The organism is Arenimonas donghaensis DSM 18148 = HO3-R19 (assembly GCF_000743535.1).
Taxonomy (GTDB): Bacteria; Pseudomonadota; Gammaproteobacteria; order Xanthomonadales; family Xanthomonadaceae; genus Arenimonas; species Arenimonas donghaensis.
In genome coordinates this window covers 59370-82127 of record NZ_AVCJ01000012.1, presented here as the reverse complement: position 1 = coordinate 82127, position 22758 = coordinate 59370, and the positions used below count along the sequence as shown (strand labels likewise).

18 protein-coding genes are annotated in these 22758 nt (G+C 68.2%); 3 read left to right on the top strand and 15 right to left on the bottom strand.

Annotated features, from left to right (window positions below; genetic code table 11):
• Positions 1–65: 65 nt before the first annotated feature.
• The 4 genes from N788_RS14625 to N788_RS06665 form a co-directional block, all read right to left on the bottom strand.
• Positions 66–371 (bottom strand): hypothetical protein, encoded by a 306-nt coding sequence (locus N788_RS14625; protein ID WP_152560406.1) that lies wholly within the window; start codon positions 369–371, stop codon positions 66–68.
• 962 nt (positions 372–1333) lie between these two features.
• Complete coding sequence (locus N788_RS06675; RefSeq protein ID WP_034222745.1) at positions 1334–1783, bottom strand: GNAT family N-acetyltransferase; 450 nt, start codon at positions 1781–1783, stop codon at positions 1334–1336.
• A 17-nt stretch (positions 1784–1800) separates the two neighbouring features.
• Positions 1801–2559: a helix-turn-helix domain-containing protein gene (locus tag N788_RS06670; protein ID WP_034222742.1), complete on the bottom strand. Its 759-nt coding sequence runs from the start codon at positions 2557–2559 to the stop codon at positions 1801–1803.
• 1 nt (position 2560) lies between these two features.
• Complete coding sequence (locus N788_RS06665) at positions 2561–4636, bottom strand: S9 family peptidase (RefSeq protein ID WP_034222739.1); 2076 nt, start codon at positions 4634–4636, stop codon at positions 2561–2563.
• 109 nt (positions 4637–4745) lie between these two features.
• On the opposite strand from N788_RS06665, the gene N788_RS06660 reads away from it, so the two are divergent.
• Positions 4746–6464 carry a peptide MFS transporter gene (locus N788_RS06660; RefSeq protein WP_034222736.1) on the top strand — a complete coding sequence of 573 codons (1719 nt, stop codon included), beginning with the start codon at positions 4746–4748 and terminating at the stop codon, positions 6462–6464.
• A 60-nt stretch (positions 6465–6524) separates the two neighbouring features.
• Here the strand turns inward: N788_RS06660 and N788_RS06655 are convergent, their stop codons facing one another.
• From N788_RS06655 to ssb, 6 genes are read right to left on the bottom strand one after another with little or no spacing between them, the layout of a single operon-like run.
• A complete protein-coding gene (locus N788_RS06655) occupies positions 6525–8507 on the bottom strand; it encodes an alpha/beta hydrolase family protein (RefSeq protein ID WP_084695931.1) in 1983 nt (660 codons plus the stop codon).
• 57 nt (positions 8508–8564) lie between these two features.
• A complete protein-coding gene (gene rfbD, locus N788_RS06650; RefSeq protein WP_034222733.1) occupies positions 8565–9461 on the bottom strand; it encodes a dTDP-4-dehydrorhamnose reductase in 897 nt (298 codons plus the stop codon).
• A gap of 6 nt (positions 9462–9467) precedes the next feature.
• Positions 9468–10025 (bottom strand): dTDP-4-dehydrorhamnose 3,5-epimerase, encoded by a 558-nt coding sequence (gene rfbC, locus N788_RS06645; RefSeq protein ID WP_034222731.1) that lies wholly within the window; start codon positions 10023–10025, stop codon positions 9468–9470.
• The gene (gene rfbA, locus N788_RS06640) at positions 10022–10906 is read right to left on the bottom strand and encodes a glucose-1-phosphate thymidylyltransferase RfbA (protein WP_034222728.1); all 885 of its coding nucleotides are present in this window, start codon (positions 10904–10906) and stop codon (positions 10022–10024) included. The genes rfbC and rfbA overlap by 4 nt, the downstream gene beginning before the upstream one ends.
• Positions 10907–11962: a dTDP-glucose 4,6-dehydratase gene (gene rfbB, locus N788_RS06635; protein WP_034222725.1), complete on the bottom strand. Its 1056-nt coding sequence runs from the start codon at positions 11960–11962 to the stop codon at positions 10907–10909. It abuts the gene before it with no gap.
• Between the two features lie 30 nt (positions 11963–11992).
• Positions 11993–12508, bottom strand: a complete 516-nt coding sequence (ssb, locus tag N788_RS06630; RefSeq protein WP_034222722.1) for a single-stranded DNA-binding protein — start codon at positions 12506–12508, stop codon at positions 11993–11995.
• A gap of 137 nt (positions 12509–12645) precedes the next feature.
• On the opposite strand from ssb, the gene N788_RS06625 reads away from it, so the two are divergent.
• Positions 12646–13644: a polyprenyl synthetase family protein gene (locus N788_RS06625; RefSeq protein ID WP_034222719.1), complete on the top strand. Its 999-nt coding sequence runs from the start codon at positions 12646–12648 to the stop codon at positions 13642–13644.
• A gap of 71 nt (positions 13645–13715) precedes the next feature.
• On the opposite strand, the gene N788_RS06620 is transcribed toward N788_RS06625, so the two are convergent.
• The 4 genes from N788_RS06620 to N788_RS06605 all read right to left on the bottom strand — a co-directional run bounded on the left by N788_RS06620 (position 13716) and on the right by N788_RS06605 (position 19941).
• Positions 13716–14495, bottom strand: coding sequence for a dienelactone hydrolase family protein (locus tag N788_RS06620; RefSeq protein ID WP_034222716.1), 780 nt, complete (start codon positions 14493–14495; stop codon positions 13716–13718).
• Positions 14496–14566: 71 nt separating this feature from the next.
• Positions 14567–15946 carry a UDP-N-acetylmuramoyl-L-alanine--D-glutamate ligase gene (murD, locus tag N788_RS06615; protein WP_034222713.1) on the bottom strand — a complete coding sequence of 460 codons (1380 nt, stop codon included), beginning with the start codon at positions 15944–15946 and terminating at the stop codon, positions 14567–14569.
• Positions 15927–17324: a UDP-N-acetyl-alpha-D-muramoyl-L-alanyl-L-glutamate epimerase gene (murL, locus tag N788_RS06610; RefSeq protein ID WP_034222710.1), complete on the bottom strand. Its 1398-nt coding sequence runs from the start codon at positions 17322–17324 to the stop codon at positions 15927–15929. Before murL ends, murD begins: the two co-directional genes overlap by 20 nt.
• The gene (locus N788_RS06605; RefSeq protein WP_051924445.1) at positions 17317–19941 is read right to left on the bottom strand and encodes a bifunctional aspartate kinase/diaminopimelate decarboxylase; all 2625 of its coding nucleotides are present in this window, start codon (positions 19939–19941) and stop codon (positions 17317–17319) included. The genes murL and N788_RS06605 overlap by 8 nt, the downstream gene beginning before the upstream one ends.
• Before the next feature lie 129 nt (positions 19942–20070).
• Here N788_RS06605 and N788_RS06600 point away from each other — a divergent pair, with 129 nt between their 5' ends.
• Positions 20071–20943 carry a PhzF family phenazine biosynthesis protein gene (locus tag N788_RS06600; RefSeq protein ID WP_034222707.1) on the top strand — a complete coding sequence of 291 codons (873 nt, stop codon included), beginning with the start codon at positions 20071–20073 and terminating at the stop codon, positions 20941–20943.
• Positions 20944–21076: 133 nt separating this feature from the next.
• Here N788_RS06600 and N788_RS06595 read toward each other — a convergent pair whose 3' ends face one another.
• Positions 21077–22732: an amidohydrolase gene (locus N788_RS06595; RefSeq protein WP_084695930.1), complete on the bottom strand. Its 1656-nt coding sequence runs from the start codon at positions 22730–22732 to the stop codon at positions 21077–21079.
• Positions 22733–22758 lie beyond the last annotated feature (26 nt).

Here is a 22758-nt window from a genome sequence, read left to right as displayed (position 1 = left end):
CTAACGCCCGAATCAAGCCGCACCGCGGAACGGAGATGGCTTGAATGCGTTCCTAGGCACAATCTTCACTCGTGTTTGATTTTCTCCGACATGTGCCAGCAATAGTTACACAGACCTCCGTTGTCCAGCGCTGCATACATTTCAGACCAGGGGATATTGCTCTCACAGCGAGAGCATCCGTCCTTAACAAACTCACCTAGAACGTCACGCTCAAAGACGAAGCGCTGTTTTGCCGAGAGCGCGTCAGAGCCTTTGTCAATTGCCAATTTCGTGATTCCAAGTGCAGCGCCTTCAAGGTGTCCACCATCAATGATCTCTTGAAGGAAGTCGGAGAAGCCGCCGTCATCCTCGACGTGGTCGTTGTGTCCCATCCCTACCTCGCTCGTTTGAAAAGTGCTTACACCCTAGTGAAGCCGCACCCAAGGCGTCGGCTTCACTGATTCCTAAGGCGACAAAGAATCTTTGGTTAGCAGGCAACCCGCAAGACCACTTACTCCCAGCCCATAAAGCGTACCCATAGCCGACGCAAGCATTACCTTGAATTTACTCATACAGTTATCCTCTTTCGTGGATAAATCCCCCACGCTGGGCATTGCTAGTAAGCGGTATACAACGTATTTCACTGCCACCAATGCAAAGAGGGCTGAGAGTAAAACGGTCCCAGCAGGAGTCGAACCTGCACTGCTCCCCACTAGCCAAAGATTCCTTGACACCTCCTATTTCTGTCGTGCGCCTAGACCGATGCCTAACACCCGAGTTCACCCACGCCGAACGCGTCGGCATGAACGACTGATTAGGTTGCTGACTCGGGCGGGCCGGACAGTGACCACGGATCCAACTTTACGCCCTTGGCTTCTACTCGTTCGCGAGCGCATTTCAGCAATGACTCAAGTCGTTCCGGATCCTCAAACACTGGACGGAGTACTTCGTCCATTGAGATCAGTGGCGCATTGTCTGCATCGAACACCCGAAAGCGAACCCGGTACTCGTAGTCCCATGGCTCGGCGACGCGACGAAGCGGAGCAAACGCCGACTCAATCATCCTTGCTGCGGCCTGGGCTGATAGATATCTCGACATTTTCGTCCCCGCTCCACTTCGGCCCAACGAACATACGTACAGATCTTTCCGTTTATACATTCGATCGGTTTGTCGCCAATTGCCCGCAGATGACCGTTGCGAGTTTAGGCCGCTACTGTCCGGTAAACAATCTGGCGCAATCCCGGACAGTCGCGGTGTGCGAAAAGCCGCCATGGTTTGGCTCCTGCCCATCGTGAATCGCCGAATGCAGATGTCCGCTTAGGGTTGGAAGCCGACATCTCGACGCACTTTGCTTCAGCTTCCCAGCCCTGCAAGCCTCCAAGTGTATATAACCGCATGGTCGGCATCTTCGGCACCTTTCATGGCGGCATACAGGGCGCGGGCCGGTGCGTTGGCAAGCTCGGTAGCTACCCATGCCTCCGTGCACCCACGGATCCGGGCCTGCTCCAGCAAGGCCTGCACCAGTCGTTTGCCCATGCCCTGGCCACGGCAGCTTGCTGCGACGCCGACTTCATTGACGAATAGCTGTAGCGGCTTGTCGGGGTGCAGGTACATCAGCCCGGAGGCCATGCCGACCACTTCGCCGTCCCGGATCGCCACCGCCAAAAGGTTGTTCGGATCCGCCAGGTACCGTGCCGCCAGGTCCGGCTGGACCGGGTTGTCGAAGACGTCCGGCTCCACGCGTTCCAGCGTCGACTCGTCGCCGGAGCGAAGGAGTCGGACTTCGTAGTTTACGGGCGACATGACTTCGCCCCTTGCACTCAGCGCTGGCCGCGGGCCTTGGCCGCGGTGGGTGCCGGCGCGTGGACCAGTTCATCAAGCCGCTCCCGGTCGAGGATCTTCACCTGCCGGCCACGCACGGCAATGACGCCTTCGTCCTGCAGCTTGGTCAGGGTTCGGCTGACCGTTTCGATGACCAGGCCCAGGTAGCTGGCGATGTCTTCGCGGCTCATCGGCAAAGTGAGCACGTCGCTGGGCTGCCCGAGCAGCTTGTAGCGTTCGGACAGGCCGTGCAGGAACAGCGCCAGCCGCTCGTGGGCCTGGCGGCGCCCCAGCATTTCCAGGTGCGACTGGTCGCGGTTGATGCCCTGGCCGATGATGCGCAGCAGCTGGTGCTGGAGGCCGGGCACCGCCCGGCACACCGACTCGAGCTGGGCCATCGGGATTTCGCAGACGCTGGCGGGCGATAGCGCCTCGGCCTCGCAGGCATGTTTTCCGCTACCCATCGCGTCCAGGCCCATCAGCTCGCCCGGCAGGTGGAAGCCGACGACCTGCTGCTCGCCCTCGGCGTCGATGGCCACGGTCTTGAAGGCCCCTTCGCGCGCCACGAACAGCGAGCCCAGGGACTGGCCCGCACGGAAAAGCGTGTCGCCCTTGCCAAGCGGCCGTCGCGTGCGCACGATTTCATCGAGCTGCTCCAGGTCGCGGCCACCGATGCCGGCCGGCAGGCACAGCACGTGCAGCGAGCACTGCGCGCAGCTTTGCCGCAGCCGGTCGAGGTCGAACAGGTCGGCGCTCATTTCACTCCTCGGCGGATTCCGCGGTCCAGCGCTTGAGCCAGGCGTTGACGGTGTCGTGCCACATGACGCTGTTCTGCGGCTTGAGCACCCAATGGTTCTCGTCCGGGAAATACAGCAGCTGGCTGGGCACGCCCTGGCGCTGGGCGGCCGAGAACGAAGCCAGGCCCTGTTCGACGAGCACGCGGTAGTCGAGTTGGCCGTGGATCACCAGCATCGGCGTCTTCCACTTGCCGACGTGATTGATCGGGTTGAACTTCTCGTAGGCCTCCGGCGACTGCACCGGCGTCCCGCTGTTCTCCCATTCGGTGAACCACAGCTCCTCGGTGTTGAAGCCCATGATGCGGGTGTCCACCACGCCGGCATGGTTGACCAGGCAGTCAAAGCCGTCCGGCCAGTTGCCGGCGATCCAGGCCACCATGTAGCCGCCGTAGCTGCCGCCCAATGCACAGGCGCGGTCGCCGTCGAGGAAGGCATATTTTTCCTGCGCCGCCGCCCAGCCCTTTTGCAGGTCCTCGAGCGGCTTGCCGCCCCAGTCGCCGCTGATGGAATCGGTGAAGGCCTGGCCGTAGCCGGTGGATCCGTGGAAATCGATCATCACCACCGCGAAACCGGCGCCGGCATAGGTCTGCGCGTTCCAGCGGTAATGGAAATTGTTGCCGAAGCTGCCCTGCGGGCCGCCGTGGATCAGGAAGGCCACAGGGTACTGCTTGCCTGCCTCGAAGCCCGCCGGCTTGACGACGTAGCCATGCACGGTTTCGTCGTTCCAGCCCTTGAAGCTGAACTGTTCGTAGCCGCCGAAGTCGATGCCGGCCAGCACGTCCTGGTTGTTGCGGGTGACCTGCCGTGCCTGGCTGCCATCGGCGCGGGCCACGAAGGCCTGGGCCGGGGAATCGAGGTCCTCGAAGGTGTAGGCCAGGGTGTCGCCGACCAGGTCGTAGCCGCCGACCGTGCCGCCGCCGATGATCTTCTCCGCCTGGCCACTGGCGATGTCGACCTTGAACAACGCGTAGGTGCCGACGTCGTTGGTGGTGGTGTAGATCGACTTGCCGTCCGCCGACAGCGTGATGTTGCTGGCCGAACGATCCCATTGCGGCGCGATCTCGCGGGTCTCGCCGCTGGCCAGGTCCATGGCCATCAGCGCCAACCGGTCGGCTTCGAAGCCCGGGCGCTTCATGGCCCGGTAATAAAGGGTCTTGCCGTCGGCGCTGAACACCGGTCCGCCGTCGAGCGCCGGGTTGGCGTCGGTCAGGTTGCGCGGCGCGGCCTGGCCGTCGGCAGGCACGTGGTAGAGGTCGTAGTCGGTGGACCAGGCCTCCTCGCGGCCCACGGCCTTGGCGGCGAACACCAGCGAGGCACCGTCCGGGGCCCAGGCGTAGTCTTCCTTGCCACCGAAGGGTTTGGCGGGCACGTCGCCCTCGACGCCGGCGCTCACGCGCACCGGTTCACCCGCCGCCTTGCCCTCGGCGTCCAGGCCGGCGACGAACAGCTGGGCGCGGCGACCGTCCTTCCAGGTATCCCAGTGGCGCACGAACAGGCCGTCGTAAAGCACGCCGCTGGTCTTGCCGGCCGCGCTCGCATCGAGCCTGGCCTGGGTGCAGGCCAGGGTGTCGCAGTCGGTGAACACGTCGAAGCTCAGCGCCACGGCCCCGCCATCGGGCGAGAGCTTGAACGTACCGACCGGCAGCGGGTAGTCGCTGGCCTGCACCGGCTCGCCCTTGCCGATCGCCTGCTTCCACAGCTGCGAGGAGCCCGACTTCGAGGACAGGAAGTACACCACGTCGCCATCCGGTGAAAACGCCGCGCTGCTGGCCCCGAACCCTTCCGGGGTGAAGCGGACCGGCGGCGCGGCATCGCGCGCGAACAGGTCCTCGATCCACAGGCCGGTGCTGGCCTTGTTGGCCTCGTAATCGGTCTGGCGCACCGTCACCAGCAGGTGCCGGCCATCGGGCGACAGCGTCGGCGAGGACACGCGTTCGAGCGTGACCAGGTCGCGGGCGTCGAAGGGTTTGGCGGCATGTGCCGTGGAAGCCAGCAGGGCGGGCGCCAGGAGCGCCGTGAGCAGGGAACGCAGGGCCATGTCGTGATCCTCGGGAACCAGCCGCCATGGTAGGCAGGCCGCCCGCGGGAAGCAAAGCCAGCCGGCCCCTGCGCCCCTATACTCGGCCGACCGCCACCGGAGCCAGACCGTGACCCAGTCCACCCTTCCCGTCCACAGCGATTTCCTGGGCCACCCCAAGGGCCTGTACATCTGCTTCTTCACCGAGATGTGGGAACGATTCTCGTTCTACGGCATGAAGGCGCTGCTGCTGCTGTACCTGCTCAAGTACCACCTGTTCACCGACGAACTGGGCCTGGACCTGCTGGGTGCCTACGGCGGCCTGGTCTATGCGGTGCCGGTCATCGGCGGCCTGCTGGCCGATCGTTACCTGGGCATGCGCAAGGCGGTGGTCTTCGGCGCGGTGCTGCTGGTGCTGGGCCACCTGGGCATGGCCTTCGAGGGCGAGCAGGCGCGGCTGGTGGACGGCGTGATCGTCCGCGACGACGGCGCGCTGCAGGTGTTCTACCTGTCGCTGGCGCTGATCATCATGGGCGTGGGTTTCCTCAAGCCCAACATCTCGACGATCGTGGGCCGGCTTTATCCGCTCAACGACCCGCGGCTCGATTCCGGCTTCACGGTTTTCTACGCGGGCATCAACGTCGGGGCGATGTTCGCCAGCCTGGTCTGCGCCTTCCTGGGTGAAACCTACGGCTGGAAATATGGCTTCGGCGCCGCCGGCATCGGCATGGTCGCCGGCCTCGTGGTTTTCCTGTGGGGCCAGAAGTACCTGATGGGCCAGGCCGAGCCCAACGACCCGGCGAAGCTGCGACAGCGGGTCGGCCCCTTCAGCCGCGAGATCTGGATCTACCTGGGCAGCCTCGGCGGCGTGGCCCTGGTCTGGCAGCTGATCCAGCGCACCTGGACCGTGCACGGCGCGATGCACCTGATCGCCATCGCCTTCCTGGCCTGGTTCGTCTGGTTCCTGGTCAAGCACTGCAGCCGCAAGGAGCGCGAGCAGATGCTGGCGCTGGTGTTCCTGATCGTCGGCGTGCTGGTGTTCTTCACCCTGTACGAGCAGACCTACGGTTCCTGGGTCACCTTCACCGACCGCATGCTCACCAAGGACCTGTTCGCCATCGCCCCCCAGGGTTACCAGGCCGTCGTGCCCTGGGCGATCTTCGCGCTGGGCCTGAGCCCGGTGCTGATGGTGCTGGCGCTGCGGGCGAGCGACCGCGGCCGGGACGGCCTGGCCAAGGCCATGGTCGTGCTGCTGGCCCTGGGCATCGGCGTGGCCATCGTGCACGACGTGCTGATGGTGAAGCAGACCGCCGGGTCGCTGACTTTCCTGGGCGCGTTTTTCATCGTGATTCTGTCGCCGGTGTTCGCCTGGCTGTGGCCCTGGCTGGACCGCCGCGGGCTCAATCCGTCCAAGCCGATGAAGATGGCGATCGGCCTGGTGACCGCGGGCCTGGCCTTCCTGCCGCTCATGTTCGCGGCCGAAGCGGCCTCGGGTGGCGTCATGGCCAGCGTCTGGTGGCTGGTGCTGGCCTACTTCGTGCTCGAGATCGGCGAGATGTGCCTGTCGCCGATCGGCCTGTCCGCGGTCACCCAGCTGTCGGTGGCGCGCGTGGTCGGCCTGATGATGGGCGCCTTCTGGCTGGCCACGGCCTATTCGGAAGTGCTCGCCGCGCAGTTCGGCAAGCTGGCCGCACTGGACCTGCCCGCCGACGGCGCGATCGACATGGCTGAAGCCGGCTCGAAATACGGCGGCCTGTTCGAACTGATGCTCTGGGTGGGCGTCGGCACCGGCCTGCTGTTCGCCATCGCCAGCCCGCTGGTGAAGCGCTGGATGCACGGCATCAAGTAGACCCAAAAAGGAAACGGCGCCGCGAGGGCGCCGTTTCCCGTCACCGCAGGCTGCCGCGGATCAGTGGGCAGCTGCCGTGCGCCCGGCGTTGCCGCCGATGTGCGACTCGAAGAAGTCCAGCATCTTCGAGTACAGGTTGACGCGGTTCTCGACGTCGTAGAAGCCGTGCATCTCGCCGGACTGGATGATCATGCCCTCGGGCTTGTTGCCCGCCCGCTCCAGCGCCTCGAACATCACTTCCGTGTTCTCCGGGGGGCAGCGCGGGTCGCGCGCACCGGCCGCCAGGAACACGGGGATGTCGATCTTGTCGGCGTGGTTGACCGGCATCACTTCGGCCCGTTCGCTCTTGGTCGCGCCCAGCGCACGACGCATGTAGGCGCGGCCGGATTCGCTTTCGCTGGTGTCGCTGAGCGTCATCTGGATCTCGCCGTCGTAGGCGCCGACGTAACCAAAGGCACAGGCGAAGAGGTCGGGCTCACGGGCGGGCGCCATCATCGCCGCGTAACCACCGAAGCTGCCGCCGTAGATGCAGATGCGCTCGCGGTCGGCGACGCCCTCTTCGATGGCCCAGTTCGTCGCGTCGATGATGTCGTTCATGATGCCGGTGTGCCACTGGCCGTAAGCCATGTCCTCAAAGGCCTTGCCGAAGCCACCGGAGCCGCGGAAGTTGACCTGCAGGGTGGCGTAGCCGCGGCTGGCGAACAGCTGGGTTTCCGGGTTGTAGCCCCAGTTGTCGCGCGGACCCATCGGGCCGCCGTGCGGGTTGACGATCAGCGGCAGGTTCTTGCCGTCGCTGCCCTTGGGGATCGTCAGGTAACCGTAGAGCCGCATGCCGTCCCGGTTGACGAAATCGAAGGGTCGCACCGAGGCGGAGTTGTCGGGATTGACCCACTCGCGGGCCTTCATCAGGAACCGGGCCTGGCCACTGTCGCGATCGAACAGGTACAGCTCGCCCGGGTTGCGGTCGCTGTAGACCGAAACGATGATCTTGCTGCCGTCCCGGCTGGCGCTGCTGAAATTGACCAGCTGGCCGGGGAACGCATCGGCGAGCGAAGCATAAAGCTGCGTGTCGGCGTGGTCGGGAGCGAGCACGTGGACCTTGGGGATCCCGGCCGCGGTGATGACCGCCAGCGGCCTTTCATCCGAGGGCGACTCGACCCAGCCAGCCACCTCCGACACCGGGTCCTGGAACAGGCTCTTGAACTCACCGGTGTTGCGATCGATCGTGCCCAGCGCGGCCGGGGTCTTGCCGTCGTCCTGGGACGCGTAGATGGTGCCGTCCTTGTCCGTGCCCACCACCCGCAGCTGCTTGCCATCGCCCATCTGGGCGTTGTTCACCAGCGTCCAGTCGCCACCCGAATACTGGTAGAGCTCGGTGCGGGTGTCGTATTCGCCTTTCTCGTTCTTCTGGTCGAAACAGACGGCGTAGCGCGGGGCCTTCTTCTCGTCGACCTGGATGCTGCAATTTTCCCGCGGCGCGGACGCCAGGGTCTTCCGGGAACCGCTGACCGTGTCCACCATGACAAGTTCGGTGTTCGACCCGGTGCGCGAGCGCGCCGAGCTCGAGGACATCAGCACGTTGCGGGGGTCGTCCACCAGCGGGTCGAGCAGGCTGAAGAACTCGTTGAAGACTTCCTTGCTGCGCTCGGCGGCGCCGCGGCTGCCGCGGAAGATGACCGGCCGCGGCTGGCTGCCGTCGGCGTTGACGGCGTACCACTCGCCGGTGCCGAAGGGCTGGGCGTAGCTGCCGACCTTGCGGATGGCGGTGAAGATCAGGCGGTCGTCGCTGATCCAGCGGTAGCCCGACACGGACTTGTCGTCCGGCAGCACGTTCACCTTCAGCAGCTTCATGTCCTTGAGCCGGATGACGGTCAGCACGTCCTGGCCGCCGCGATCCACGCCAATGGCCAGGTATTCGCCCCCGGGCGAGATACGGGCGCTGGAATAAGTGGCGTGGCGCATGAAATGCTCGACCGAGGGCAGCTCGGCGGCGGACACGCCGGCGCCGGCAAGCAGCGCCAGTGCGGTGATGACTGATTTCATCTTTTTCCCCTGGTTCGGTTTTTTTGTTGTCAACGCCGAACCATAGGGGGCGCGCCGCTAGCGCGCAAGCGCGTCCAGGGCCTCGTCGAGGCCTTCACGCCAGTCACCAAGGTGAAGGCCGGTATCGCGGGTGAAAGCGGTCGTGTCCAGGCGCGAATAGGCCGGTCGCCGGGCTGGCGTCGGGAACCCGGCGGTGGTGATCGGCTCCACCGTGGGCGCCTTGGCCAGCAGTCCGCGCGCCACGGCCCGGCTGAAGATCTCGCTGGCGAACCCGTGCCAGCTGCACTCGCCTTCGGCGGCCAGGTGCCAGGTGCCGCTGGACCCGGGCATGACCCGGAGCGCACCGGCGACGCCCTTCGCTATGCGCCGGGCGCTGGTGGGCGTGCCGCGCTGGTCGTCGACCACCCGCAGGTGTTCGCGCTCCTTCGCCAGCCGCAACATCGTGAGCAGGAAGTTGTGGCCGCGTGGGCCATAGACCCAGCACAGCCGGAAGATCTTGTGCGCCGCGCCGCTGTCGCGGATGGCCTGTTCGCCGGCGAGCTTGCTCTCGCCGTAAACACCCAGCGGACCGGTCGGGTCGTCTTCGCGCCAGGGCCGGGACTGGCTGCCGTCGAAGACGTAGTCGGTGGAAAAGTGCACCAGGCCGATGCCGGCGGCGGCGCAGGCCCGGGCCAGGACTCCCGGGGCCTCGGCGTTGACCCGGAAGGCCAGCTCGCGCTCGCTTTCGGCGCGGTCCACGGCGGTGTAGGCGGCCGCATTGACCACCAGGTCCGGCGCCACGCGTTCGACCAGCGCCGGCAAGCGCCCGGGCTCGGCCAGGTCCGCGGCTTCGGCCCTGCCGCCGTCCGGCAGCTGGCCGCTGCGGGTGGCGCAAACCACGTCGCCCAAGGGGGCAAGGGCTTCGCGTAGCTCATGGCCGACCTGGCCGTTCGCACCCAGCAGCAACAGGCGCATGCCGGTTCAGTCCACGCAGGCCGGCAGGCGGTCGGCCGGAATGTCGGCCAGGAAAGGCGCAGCGGCGTCTTTCCCGGACAGCGAGGGATCGGACACCGGCCAGTCGATCGCCAGGTCGGCGTCGTCCCAGCGGATCGCGGCGTCGGCCTGCGGGTCGTAGGTCGCGGTGCACAGGTAGTGGAAGGTCGCGTGCTCGCTGAGCACCACGAAACCGTGGGCGAATCCCTCGGGTATCCAGAACTGGCGCTTGTTCTCGGCGCTGACCACCGCGGCGGCCCAACGACCGAAGGTCGGCGAACCCCGACGGATGTCCACGGCCACGTCCCAGACCTCGCCCTCGAGCACCGACACGAACTTGCCCTGCGGCTTGGGCCACTGGTAATGCAGCCCCCGCAGCACGCCGCGCGCCGAACGCGAGACGTTGCCCTGCACGAACTTCGGCGCCAGGCCCAGCGGCGCCAGCTTGTCGTGGTTGAAGGCTTCGTAGAAATAACCGCGCTCGTCGCCAAAAACGCGCGGCTCGAACAGCAGGCAGCCCGGCAGGTCGGTTTCGATGACCTTCAAGGCACCGCCCCGCGGCCAACCAGGGACATCAGGTACTGGCCGTAGCCATTCTTGGCCAGCGGCTCGGCCAGGCCGAGCAGCTGCTGGTCGTTGATCCAGCCGTTTTGCCAGGCGATTTCCTCGGGGCAGCACACGCGCAGGCCCTGGCGGGCCTCGATGGTCTCGATGAAGGTCGAGGCCTCCAGCAGGGACTGGTGGGTGCCGGTGTCGAGCCAGGCGTAACCGCGGCCCAGCTGCTCCAGGTGCAGCCCGCCTTCCTGCAGGTAGCAGCGATTGAGGTCGGTGATTTCCAGTTCGCCACGCGGGGACGGCTTGAGCGCGCGGGCGAAGGCCGGCGCACGGCCGTCGTAGAAATACAGGCCGGTCACGGCGTAGTTGGACTTGGGGCTCGCCGGCTTTTCCTCGATGTCCACCACCTTGCCGGCGGCGTCGAAGGATGCGACGCCGTAGCGCTCGGGATCCTTCACCCAGTAGCCGAACACGGTGGCGCCCTGCTCGCGCGCATCGGCGCGCTGCAGGCGTTCGGTGAGCCCGGTGCCGTGGAAGATGTTGTCGCCCAGCACCAGGCAGCTGGGATGGCCGTCAAGGAAATCCTCGCCGATGAGGAAGGCCTGGGCCAGTCCGTCGGGGCTGGGCTGGGCCTCGTAGCGGATGTCCATGCCCCACTGCGAGCCATCGCCCAGCAGGCGCTTGAACAGTTCCTGCTCGTGCGGGGTGTTGATCACCAGCACCTCGCGGATGCCCGCCAGCATCAGCACGCTGAGCGGGTAGTAGATCATCGGCTTGTCGTAGACCGGCAGCAGCTGCTTGGACACCGACTGGGTGATCGGGTAGAGCCGGGTGCCGGAACCGCCGGCGAGGATGATTCCCTTGCGCTTCATTCAGGCCTCCTGGCCGATGCGTTCCATCCGGTAGCTGCCGTCGAGCACGCGTCGCACCCAGGCCTCGTTGGCCAGGTACCAGTCCACGGTGGCGGCCATGCCCTGCTCGAAGTCCACCGTCGGCTGCCAGCCCAGTTCGGTCTGGATCTTGCTGGCGTCGATGGCGTAGCGGCGGTCGTGGCCCGGACGGTCCTTGACGAAGGTGATCTGCGATTCGCGGGGCTTGCCGTCCTCACGCGGGCGGCGCTGGTCGAGCAGCGCGCAGATCGCCTTGACCACTTCGATGTTCTGTCGCTCGGCGTCGCCGCCGACGTTGTAGGTCTCGCCCGGGCGGCCGGCTTCGAGCACGCGCCGGATGGCGGCGCAGTGGTCCTTCACGAACAGCCAGTCGCGCACGTTGCGGCCGTCGCCGTATACCGGCAGTGGCTCGCCGGCCAGGGCCTTGAGGATGACCAGCGGGATGAGCTTTTCCGGGAACTGGTACGGGCCGTAGTTGTTCGAGCAGTTGGTGGTGAGCACCGGCAGCCCGTAGGTGTGGTGGTAGGCCCGCACCAGGTGGTCCGAGGCGGCCTTGGACGCCGAATACGGCGAATTGGGCGCGTACGGCGTGTCCTCGGTGAACTTGCCCTCGTCGCCCAGCGAACCGTAGACCTCGTCGGTCGAGACGTGCAGGAAGCGGAAGGCCGCCCTGGCCCCGGCGTCGAGCGCCTTGAAGTACTCGCGCGCGGCCTCGAGCAGGCCGAACGTGCCCACGACATTGGTCTGGACGAAGGCCGCCGGGCCGTCGATGGAACGGTCGACGTGGCTTTCGGCGGCGAAGTTGACGATGGCCTGCGGCCGGTGTTCGGCCAGCAGGCGGTCCACCAGGGCGCGGTCGCCGATGTCGCCCTGCACGAAGACGTGGCGGTCGTTGCCGTCCAGCGACGACAGCGTGTCGAGGTTTCCGGCGTAGGTGAGCGCATCGAGGTTGACCACGCGGATGCCCGACGCCACCGCGTCGAGCACGAAGTTGCCGCCGATGAATCCGGCGCCGCCGGTGACCAGCCAGGTCTGCATCTTGGAAATCCTGTCAGGAGTGGACGACGATCAGAACGGGATGTCGTCGTCCGGGAACGGGTCGTCGTTGCGCTGGGGCGCCGAACCGCCGCCACCACCGCCGCCGCGATTGCCGTAGTCGCCGCCGCCACCGCCGCCGGAACGGCCGCCGGCCGGGCGCGCCGGGCGCTCGGAGCGCATGCCGCCGCCACCGCCACCGCCGCCTTCACCACCACCGCCGCCCAGCATCTGCATTTCGCTGGCGACGATATCGGTGAAGTACTTTTCAACGCCGTCCTGGCCGGTGAACTTGTCGTAGCGGATCTCGCCTTCGATATACACCTGGCGGCCCTTCTTGAGGTACTCGCCGGCGATCTCGCCGAGCTTGCCAAACAGCTTCACGCGGTGCCACTCGGTGCGCTCCTGCTGGTTGCCTTCCTTGTCCTTGCGCACCGAGGTGGTGGCCAGGGACAGGGTGCAGATGGCCATGCCGCCCTGCGAATACTTCATCTCGGGGTCGTTGCCGAGGTTGCCGACCAGGATGACCTTGTTTACACCGCGCGCCATGGCGATCCGCCTTTTGGGTTCTTGAACTGTGTGAGGGCCCGATTATGCCAGCCTTCGTCGTCCGGGCCAGCGGCCCTCTGCCCTGCCCGGGGTCGGAATCCGCCCGGAGAGGGGGCCGGGAAACGTATAATCGGGCCATGTCCGCCCAGCCCCGCCCCGCCTCCCTGCCCGGCATCGCCCAGGTCCAGACCCTCGCCGCCGGTGAAATGGCCGCCGTCGACGACCTGATCCGGGGCCGCCTGGCCTCGGACGTGGTGCTGATCAACCAGATTTCCGAACACATCGTCGCCGCCGGCGGCAAGCGCCTGCGGCCGATGCTGGTGGTGCTGGCCGCCCGGGCCCTGGGCGGGGGCGGCCCGAGGGCGCACCAGCTGGCGGCGATCATCGAGTTCATCCATACCTCGACCCTGCTGCACGACGACGTGGTGGACGAATCCGACCTGCGCCGCGGCCGGCGCACCGCCAACGCGCTCTGGGGCAATGCGCCCAGCGTGCTGGTGGGCGATTTCCTGTATTCGCGCAGCTTCCAGCTGATGGTCGAGCTCGACGCGATGCCGGTGATGCGCATCCTGGCCGACACCACCAACCAGATCGCCGAAGGCGAGGTGCTGCAGCTCCTGCACGTGCACAACCCGGATACCGACGAGGCCGCCTACCTGAGGGTCATCGAGCGCAAGACGGCGGTGCTGTTCGCCGCGGCCACGCGCCTGGGCGCGCTGCTGGCCGGCGCCGACGAGGCCACCCAGCAGGCCATGCACGACTACGGCATGAACCTGGGCCTGGCCTTCCAGATCGCCGACGACGTGCTCGACTACACCGCCGACGCCGACGCGCTGGGCAAGAACCTGGGCGACGACCTGGCCGAAGGCAAGGCCACCCTGCCCCTGATCCACGCCATGGCCCACTGCGACGACGCCACCCGCGCCCGCCTGCGCGAGGCCATCGAAACCGGCGATGCCGACGCCATGCCCGAAGTGCTGGCCGCCATCGGCCAGACCGGTGGCATCGGCTACAGCCGCGACCGGGCCGCCCACTACGCCGACCGCGCCGAAGCTGCGCTCGACGTGCTTGTGGACAACGACTGGTCGCAGGCGCTACGCGGTCTGGCCCGCTACGCCGTCAGCCGCGGGCACTAGGCGGCCGCTTTTGTGGGAGGGACTTCAGTCCCGAAGCGCTTCGGGACTGAAGTCCCTCCCACAGGCTCTCGTCAGTCGTCGAAGCGCTCATCGAAGAAGTCTTCCATCATCGCGTAGGCGCGCTTGGCGGCCTTGGGGTCGTACAGGCAGCCCGGGCTGTTCGCGTCGGCTTCGGCGAAACAGTGCACCGCGCCGCCGAAATTGACGAACTGCCAGTCGGCCTTGGCCGTGGCCATCTCTTCCCAGAAGCTCGTGATCTGCGCCTGCGGCACGTAGCTGTCGGCGGCGCCGTTGAGGACCAGCACACTGGCATCGATGTCGCCTTCGCCGGCCGGCATCGAGGTGTTGAGGTTGCCGTGGAAGCTGACCACGCCGGCCACGTCGGCGCCGCTGCGGGCCAGCTCCAGCATGATCGCGCCGCCGAAGCAGAAGCCGATGCCGCCGATCCGGCTGGCATCCAGCGGCGCCCGGCCGGCGGCGTCGCGCAGCACGCCCAGCGCGGTATTGATGCGGCCACGCAGCGCCACCCGGTCGGCATACACCGCGCCGGCGGCCTGGCCGGCTTCGTCGGTGTTGGCCGGGCGCACGCCGCTGCCGTACATGTCCACCAGCAGGATGACGTAGTCGTCGTCGGCCAGCTGCTTGGCCTTTTCCACCGCGGCATCGGTAACGCCCATCCAGTTGGGCACCATCAACAGGCCCGGACGGCGATCGTCCTCGTCGGCGTCGTACACCAGGTAGCCGTCGAAGGTGGTGCCGCCATGCTGCCAGCTCACCGGTTCGGCGACCGGCTCGGCCTGGGCGGCCGCGGCAAGGGAAAACAGGGCAAGGCTGAGCAGGCAACGACGCATGGCGGTGGGCTCCTTTGGACTCAGCCGGGAGTCTAGGGCCGCTTTCCGAAAACCTGGGTGAAAACCGGCCGTCAGGCGACGCCGAGCCCGGGGATCGCGTTGATGTGGTCCGGGTCGAAGCCGGCGGCCTTGGCGAAGTGGCGGCCCCGGTCGATATGGTCGCGGTAGCGCGGGAAGCTGGGGGCCCCGGGCGAAAGCAGCAGCACGCCGTCGTGGCCCAGGGCCTGCAAGCCCAGCTTCACCGCCTCCTCGACCTCGTCGGCCTCGGCCAGGATGAATCGCCCGCCCTGGGCCAGCGGCTTGAGCTTCTCGAAGATGCGCGGCCCGTTCTGACCCATGGTCACGACGGCGGTCACCGGCTCGGCGGCGATGCGTTCGACGAACACGCCCCAGTCCAGGCCCCGGTCGTAGCCACCCACCAGGAGCGCGACGCGGCGACCGCGGTAGCAGTCGAGCGCGGCGATGGTGGACTGCGGCGTGGTGGAGATCGAGTCGTTCACCGACTCGATGCCATGGCGAAGCCCCAGCGACTGCAGCCGGTGTGGCAAGGCGCGGAAACTGGCCGCCGACGTCGCCAGAGCCACCGCGTCCAGGCCCAGGGCCTCGACCGTGGCCAGGGCCGCGCAAAGGTTCAGGCGGTTGTGGCGTCCCGGCAGCGGCACGTGCCGGGAATCAATGACCGGCTGCTGGCCACGGTAGACCATGGCCTCGCGCAGGTGCCAGCCGTCGGCATGGTTGAACCAGACCACCCGCGTGGCGGGCGGCACGTCGAGCTCGGCCAGGCGGGCGTCGCCGGCATTGAGCACCGCCAGCCGCGGCGCCGCCCGGGTGATGAGCGCCAGCTTGTCGGCGTAATAACGGGCCTCGCTGCCATGCCAGTCCAGGTGCTCCGGGAACAGGTTCAGCACCACCGCCACGTCGACGTCGCTGGCTTCGCCGGTCTGGTAGCTGGACAGCTCGATGGCCCAGTAGTCCGGCGGCGGCTGCACGTCCAGGAGTTCGAGCAGGGGCAGGCCGATGTTGCCGGCCAGCGCGGTGCGTGCGCCCGAGGCGCGCAGCAGGTGCGCCACCAGCGCCGTGGTCGTGGACTTGCCCTTGCTGCCGGTGATGCAGACGCGCTTGCCGGCCGTCGGCTCGGCGAACCACAGGCCGCTGGCGCCGATGAAGCGAACGCCTTCGAGCGCGGCGTCGGCGGCGGGCGAGGTGTAGGGGCTGATGCCCGGCGACTTCACCACTACTTCGTGTTCGGCCAGCAGCGCGGCGTTGACGCTGGTCTCGATGCGCAGCGCCGGGTCCTGCAGGTCGCGCAGCGGCTCGGCTTCGTCGTGCGAACAAAACACCGTCACCGGCTGGCTGGGCAGGCGCCAGCGCAGGGCCGCCAGGGCCGAGCGACCCTCGCGGCCGTAGCCCCATATCGCCACCCGTTTGGCTTCAAGCTCCGAAATTCGCACGCAGGCGCTCCCACACGGTATCGGGGATGCCGTGATCATCCGAGGGTTCGAGCAGCGACGCCAGCCCCCGCTCCGACGGCTCGAGCTGGGGCCGGATTTCCCTGGCGTAGCGCCGCACCAAGGCGTCCTCGCGCCAGGCCGGGCTGCCGGCCAGCAACTCCATGGCCGCGCGCGACTCCCGGCCCTCGCCGACGCATTCGAAAGGTTTGTGGTCGCGGTATTCCATCAGCGCATCGAATCCAGCCGCCTGCTCGGGTTCGTCGAGCAGGTTGCGGCCGAAGATGCCCATCAGCCGCGGCTTGGGCATGAACGGCGCCAGCGCCAGGAACACGAAGTGGCACTTCGGGCAGACACCGCACCAACGCTGCGCCGGCCGCTCGCCCAGCAGGTGGAAGTTGCGGTTGCAGCTCGAGAAATGGGCGTCGTAGCGGTCGATGCGTGCGAACTGCCGCGCCACCGCCAGCTCGGAAAAGGGTCGCAGCAGCGAGTAATAGTGCAGGTCGGCGGCGACGTGGCTGCGCAGGTGCGCCGCGAAGTCGCGTTCGAAGTCCCATCCCTTCGACCACTGGTGGTTGACCTCGCCGGTGCCCGGGATGAGGCTGCCGTAGCTGGCCGAACGTTCATTGGAGAACACGACCTGGTCGTGGCCGGTGAGCAGCGCCGCCACCGCCAGGATGGCCGAGTTCACGGCCGTCACCGGGATGTGGCCATTGAGCGCGCCGCGCCGGTTGAGTTCGAACAGCAGCGGCGACAGCGAGCGCCCGATGTTGAGCGTCGGCAGGCCGGTGCGGGCGGCGCAGGCGGCGATCAAGGGTGAACCACCGACCCAGGCCACGGTTTGGTCGACGCCAGCGGCGCGCAGGGCCTCGATGCTGACCAGGGAATCCTTGCCGCCGCCGATGGCGACCAGGGCTTTGGGGGGGGGCTTTGAAAGCATCGGGACTGAAGTCCCTCCCACAGGCGCCGACGTCTCTTGTGGGAGGGACTTCAGTCCCGATGCCCCCACGGGAAAGTGGATCTTCCCGCGCAGCGAGATGCCATTGCGATAGGCAAACTCACCCAGCCCGTTTTCGTACACCGACGTCAGCAGCGCCGCCGTGTCGTCATCGATGCCGTAGGCTTCGATACGGATATCCGGCGGCACCGCGGCCTTGTAGTAGCTCACCCCGGCCAGCAGGTGCAGCAGGCGCAGCGCCCGCTGCACGGCGCCGGCGCGTTCGTCGTCCAGGTCGAAGGGCGCGCCGGGGAAACGCAGCACCTCGGTCATCACCGGGCCATCGTCGAAGGCGTAGTCCAGGCCGGCCTCGCCGGTGGCCGGATCGAACCGGCAATCGAGGAAACGGAAGGCGCGCACCGCGCCCGGGTCGAAGTCAGTCATCGATCACTTCCTCCTGCGGCAGCGCGCGCAGGTTGTAGCGGTTGGCCATCACCGCGCCGTAGGCGCCGGCATGGCCGACCAACAGCACGTCGCCTTCGGCGCTGGACTCCGGCAGCCGTCGCTGCTTGCCCAGCACGTCGCTGGACTCGCAGACCGGGCCCACCACTTCGCAGGGCGGCCCGGGCGGATCGTCGAGGCGCGTCAGGTTGACGATTTCGTGCCAGGCGCCGTACAGCGCCGGGCGCATCAGGGCATTCATGCCGCCGTCGGCACCGATGCGGCGCTGGCCCTGCTTGTCCACCACCTGGGTCACCGAAAGCAGCAGCACGCCGGCCTCGGCGACCAGGTAGCGGCCCGGCTCCACCCACAGCGCGTAGTGCGGGTAGGCCGACTTGAGTTCGGCCAGCGCCTTGCCGTAGGCGACCAGGTCGAAAGGCTCGGCGTCGGGGTCGTAGGCCACGCCGAGGCCGCCGCCGACGTCGATGAAGGACACCGTGCCGATGCCTTCGGCGATCGCCGCCAGGCTGGCGTAGACCGTGTGCCAGTGGCGGGCATCGTGGATGCCGCTGCCAATGTGCGCGTGCAGGCCGGTGATGCGGGCACCGGCAGCGCGGGCGGCGGCACAGAAAGCCCCCACCGCTTCCGCGGCCAGTCCGAACTTGGCGTCCTTGCCGCCGGTGCGGACTTTTTCGTGGTGGCCCTGGCCGAAACCGGGGTCCACGCGCAGCACGATGTCGCGGCCCTTGAACAGGGCCGGCCATTGCTGCAGCGGCACCAGCGAATCGAGCGTCACGTGCACGCCGCGCGCCAGCGCCGCCTCGAACTCGCGGCGCGGCGCGAAACTGGGCGTGAACAGCACGCGGTCGGGCGCCAACGCGGGCAGCACGGCGAACAGGTGGTCGAGCTCGCCCTGCGATACGCACTCGAAGCCGAAGCCCTCGGCTTCAAGCGTGCGCAGGATGTCGGGATGCGGATTGGCCTTGAGCGCGAACAAGCGCCGGTCGACCGCCGCCACGTCCATCAACTCGCGGGCGCGGTGGCGCACCGTCGGCAGGTGGTAGGCGTAGCGCGGCGTGCCGGCGGCGGCGACGTCGAGCACGCGCGCACGCAGGCGTTGCCACCAGGGCGCGGGCCGGCTGGCGGCGGGCTTGTCCAGGCTGCGCCAGCTCGGGCCGAACACCGCGGTTTCGGTCATTGGCATGGCGCCGCACTGCGCCAGCAGCGCGTGCAGGCGCGGCAGCATGTCCTCGTCCAGGTCCTCGTCGAGCACGAAGGTCAGGTTGAGGTCGTTCGAGGACTGGGAAATCAGGTGCACGCGCTCGCGGCCGAACTCGGCCCAGACGTCGGACAGCTTGTGCAGCAGCGAACGCATGCCGCGCCCGACCAGGGTGACCGCGGCGCAGGGCGCGATCACCTTCACCCGGCAGACCTGCGACAGGTCGGCGCACAGGGCGTCGAGCACGTTGGTGTTGACCAGGTTGTCGCTGGGGTCGAGCGAGACGGTGACGTTGGCTTCCGAGGAACCGATCAGGTCCACCGACAGGCCGTGCGCCTTGAACCGCTCGAATACTTCCGACAGGAAGCCGACCTGCTGCCACATGCCGATGGTTTCCATCGACACCAGCACGATGCCGCGGCGCGAGCTGATCGCCTTGACGCCCGGCACCGTGGCCGCCGAGGCGTCGATCACCGTGCCGGGCATGTCCGGCCGGCTGGTGTCGCGGATCCACAGCGGCACGCGGGCTTCCCGGCAGGGATGGATGCAGCGCGGATGCAGCACCTTGGCGCCGGTGGTGGCGATCTCCTGGGCTTCGGCGTAGTCGAGCCGGGACAGCAGGCGCGCGTCGGGCACCTGGCGCGGATTGGCGCTGAACATGCCCGGCACGTCGGTCCAGATTTCCACCCGTCGCGCCTTGAGCAAGGCGCCGAGGTAGGCGGCCGAGGTATCGGAGCCGCCGCGGCCCAGGATGGCGGTGCCGCCATCTTCGGCGCGTGCGATGAACCCCTGAGCGATGCGCAGCGCCGGACCCGCGGCGTCGAAACGTGCGCGCAGCGCGGCATCGCTTTCGAAATCGCAGGACGCCGAAAGCCGGCGCGCCCAGTCGTTCTGGTTGGGCAAGGCGCGCGCGGACAGCCAGTCGCGCGAATCGGTCCAGCCCACGTCCAGGCCCTGGCCGCGCAGGTAGGCCACGCCCAGGGTCGAGGACAGGAGTTCGCCCTGGCCCAGTACGTCGGCCTGCCAGGCCAGCTCGCCGGTGGCGCGGCGTGGGTCGATGGCCAGGGCCGCCAGCGCGGCCAGGCGTTCGGCCAGCACGGCGTCCGGGTCGAGACCTAGCTCATCGCGGCAAAAATCGCGGTGGCGCTCAACCAGCGCCTGGAGGCGCATGCGGGTGCCGTCGGCATCGGCATGGCCGTCGCAGACGGCCTGCAGTTCGTTGGTGACGCCCGACACGGCCGAGACCACCACCAGCACCTTCGCGCCCTCTTCGGACGCGCGCCGTTTCATCAGCGCACCGATGGTGTCCCAGCGATGGCGTCGGGACACCGAAGTGCCTCCGAACTTGAGGATGATCCAATCCGGTGCGACGGCACCGGCGGCGGGCGCGGCAGGAGTCATGGTCAGGGTTCTTGGCGGGGGATGCCTGCGCGCGGGACGCCGGCCCGTCGAGTGTAAACCAAGGGCGTGGAAGCCGGATTCAGTCCTTGGCTGCTAATCTTCGCGACTTTGACGGGCAGGAAGCCCCCGATGCGCCATCCCTTCGTACAACTCGACGTCTTCGCGTCCCGGCCGGGCGACGGCAACCCGCTGGCCGTGGTCCTGGCTGCCGAAACACTCGACGAATCGGCGATGCAGGCCATCGCGCGCTGGACCCGGCTGCCGGAAACCACCTTCGTGCTGCCGCCTTCGACGCCGGAAGCCAGCTATCGCCTGCGCATCTTCAGCCCGCGCCGCGAAGTGCCGTTCGCCGGCCACCCCAGCATCGGCAGCGCCCATGCGGTGCTCGACGCCGGCCTGGCGACGCCGCGCGAGGGCGTGCTGGTGCAGGAATGCGCCGTCGGCCTACTGCCCATCCGCGTGCATGGCCAGGGCCGCGAGCGCCGGCTGGCGGTGCGTGCGCCGCGCGCCCGGGTGCTCGAAACAGGTCGCGCCGACGACCCGCGGCTGGCGCCGGCGCTGTCGGGCATGGCTCTGGGCCGCCTGCCGCCGGTATTGATGGACGGCGGCCGCCGCTGGTGGCTGGCCGAACTGCGCGACGAAGCCACGCTGCGGGCGCTGACGCCACCCTGGGCGGACATCGCCGCGCTGGCCGCCGACACCGAAGCCATGGGCCTGTGCGTCTTCGCCCGCTGCACCGGCGGCGAGCACGACCTGGCCGTTCGCGCTTTCGTCGGCCAGCCGGCGCAGGTGGAAGACGCCGCGTCCGGTGCCGCCAACGCCACGCTGGCCGCCTGGCTGCACGAGGCCGGCGCCCTGCCCCGCGCCGATGGCGCCTACGTGGTCAGCCAGGGCCGCGAAGTCGGCCACGACGCCCGCCTCTACCTGCAGGTCGACGCCGAAGGCGAGGTCTGGTCGGGCGGCCAGGTGCAGACCGTCGTGCGCGGCGACCTCGACTGGTGACCCACCCCAGTGCGCGGCGACTTCGACTGTTCGCGCACACCTGTAGGAGCGGCTTCAGCCGCGAAGTCGTTCTTTGCCAAGGGCAAAGTCAAAAGATTCGCGGCTGAAGCCGCTCCTACAGGACGCTGCCGGGTCAGTCGGCGGTGAAGACGGGTTTGCCGTCGACCCAGGTCGAGATCACTTTCATTTCGGGCAGGCGCGCCGCATCGACCGCCAGCGGGTCGGCGTCGAGCACGACGAAATCGGCGCGGAAGCCCGGCGCCAGGCGACCAATGTCGGCGTCGTCGAAGGACGCGAACGCGGCGCCGGCGGTGAAGCCGGCCAGCGCCTGATCCGGCGACAGCCTCTGGTCGGGTAGCCAGCCACCGGACGGTTCGCCCTCGCGGTCGGCGCGGGTCACGGCCGAATACAGGCCCAGGCGCGGATCCACCGATTCCACCGGGAAGTCCGAGCCCAGGGCCAGCGGCACGCCGAGCGCGTGCAGGCGCTGCCAGGCGTAGGCGCCATAAAGACGCTCGCGCCCGATGCGGGCTTCGGCCCAGGGCATGTCGGAGGTGGCATGCGTGGGCTGCATGGATGCGATGACTTTCAGGCTGGCGAAGCGCGGCAGGTCGTCGCGGTGCACGACCTGGGCGTGTTCGACCCGCCAGCGATGGTCGCCACCGGCCCGGTCGCCCAGCGCCGCGGCGTAGGTGTCGAGCACGATGCGGTTGCCGCGGTCACCGATGGCGTGGCTGGCCGGCTGGATGCCGCAGTCGCGCGCCTTGGCCACGCCCGCGGCATAAGCCGCCGGTTCGGTGACCAGGAGGCCGCGATGGCCCGGTTCGTCGCTGTAGTCCTCGATGAGGGCGGCGCCGCGGCTGCCCAGCGCACCGTCGACGTAGAACTTCACGCCGCGCATGGCCAGGCGGCCCGAGCCGTGTTCGTAGGGGCCCATGGCGCAGAGCACGTCCAGCGCCGCGGCATCGCCGTTGGCGTAGGCGCTGATGCGCAGCGGCAGCCTGCCGGCGTCGGCGAAGCGGCGCATCAGGCGCAGGTCGTCCAGGGACACGCCCATGTCGTGCACGCCGGTCAGGCCGTGGGCGACCGCGGCTTCGAGCGCACGCGCCAGCGCCTCGGCGCGCAGGGCATCGTCGGGTCGCGGCATGACCGCGTCCACCAGCCGCGCCGCGGTATCGATGAACACGCCGGTGGCCTGGCCCGCATCGTCGCGCAGGATGCGTCCGCCTTCGGGCTGCCAGGTGCCCGACAGGTCCTTGTCCACCGCGCGCAGGGCGGCGCTGTTGGCCCAGCCGGCGTGGCCGTCGATGCGCTCGAGCCAGACCGGACGGTCCGGGAAGGCGGCATCGAGGTCCGCCGCGGTGGGGAAGGCCTTGCCCGGCCAGTCGTTCTGGTCCCAGCCCCGGCCCAGCAACCAGGCACCTTCGGGCAACGTGGCTTCGAAGGCCTGCAGCCTGGCGATCACCTCCTCCTTGCTGGCCGCGTCGACGAGGTCGGCGCTAAGCAGCGCGTAACCGAGGTTCATCAGGTGCGCATGGGCATCGACCAGGCCCGGCACCACGGTGGCGTCGCCGGCGTCATGGCGCCCGGCATCGGGGAATCGAAGCGCGAGCTCCTTCGCCGTGCCCGCCGCCAGCACCCGGCCGCTGGCATCCCAGGCGATCGCTTCCACCACCGGCTGGTCCGGATCGCCGGTATGGATGCGGCTGGCGACCAGCAGGGTCGCGTCCTGGGCATGGGCCAGGCCGCAGGCGGCGGCCAAGGGGATCAACAGCGAAAACGGACGCATCGGCAGCACTCCTCCGGAAACGGGCA

Excerpts from the sequence above, each read along its gene's own strand:
- N788_RS14625 (WP_152560406.1), bottom strand. The coding sequence starts at position 371 with ATGGGACACAACGACCACGTCGAGGATGACGGCGGCTTCTCCGACTTC.
- N788_RS06675 (WP_034222745.1), bottom strand. The coding sequence starts at position 1,783 with ATGTCGCCCGTAAACTACGAAGTCCGACTCCTTCGCTCCGGCGACGAG.
- N788_RS06670 (WP_034222742.1), bottom strand. The coding sequence starts at position 2,559 with ATGAGCGCCGACCTGTTCGACCTCGACCGGCTGCGGCAAAGCTGCGCG.
- N788_RS06665 (WP_034222739.1), bottom strand. The coding sequence starts at position 4,636 with ATGGCCCTGCGTTCCCTGCTCACGGCGCTCCTGGCGCCCGCCCTGCTG.
- N788_RS06655 (WP_084695931.1), bottom strand. The coding sequence starts at position 8,507 with ATGAAATCAGTCATCACCGCACTGGCGCTGCTTGCCGGCGCCGGCGTG.
- rfbD (WP_034222733.1), bottom strand. The coding sequence starts at position 9,461 with ATGCGCCTGTTGCTGCTGGGTGCGAACGGCCAGGTCGGCCATGAGCTA.
- rfbA (WP_034222728.1), bottom strand. The coding sequence starts at position 10,906 with ATGAAGCGCAAGGGAATCATCCTCGCCGGCGGTTCCGGCACCCGGCTC.
- rfbB (WP_034222725.1), bottom strand. The coding sequence starts at position 11,962 with ATGCAGACCTGGCTGGTCACCGGCGGCGCCGGATTCATCGGCGGCAAC.
- ssb (WP_034222722.1), bottom strand. The coding sequence starts at position 12,508 with ATGGCGCGCGGTGTAAACAAGGTCATCCTGGTCGGCAACCTCGGCAAC.
- N788_RS06625 (WP_034222719.1), top strand. The coding sequence starts at position 12,646 with ATGTCCGCCCAGCCCCGCCCCGCCTCCCTGCCCGGCATCGCCCAGGTC.
- N788_RS06620 (WP_034222716.1), bottom strand. The coding sequence starts at position 14,495 with ATGCGTCGTTGCCTGCTCAGCCTTGCCCTGTTTTCCCTTGCCGCGGCC.
- murL (WP_034222710.1), bottom strand. The coding sequence starts at position 17,324 with ATGACTGACTTCGACCCGGGCGCGGTGCGCGCCTTCCGTTTCCTCGAT.
- N788_RS06605 (WP_051924445.1), bottom strand. The coding sequence starts at position 19,941 with ATGACTCCTGCCGCGCCCGCCGCCGGTGCCGTCGCACCGGATTGGATC.
- N788_RS06600 (WP_034222707.1), top strand. The coding sequence starts at position 20,071 with ATGCGCCATCCCTTCGTACAACTCGACGTCTTCGCGTCCCGGCCGGGC.
- N788_RS06595 (WP_084695930.1), bottom strand. The coding sequence starts at position 22,732 with ATGCGTCCGTTTTCGCTGTTGATCCCCTTGGCCGCCGCCTGCGGCCTG.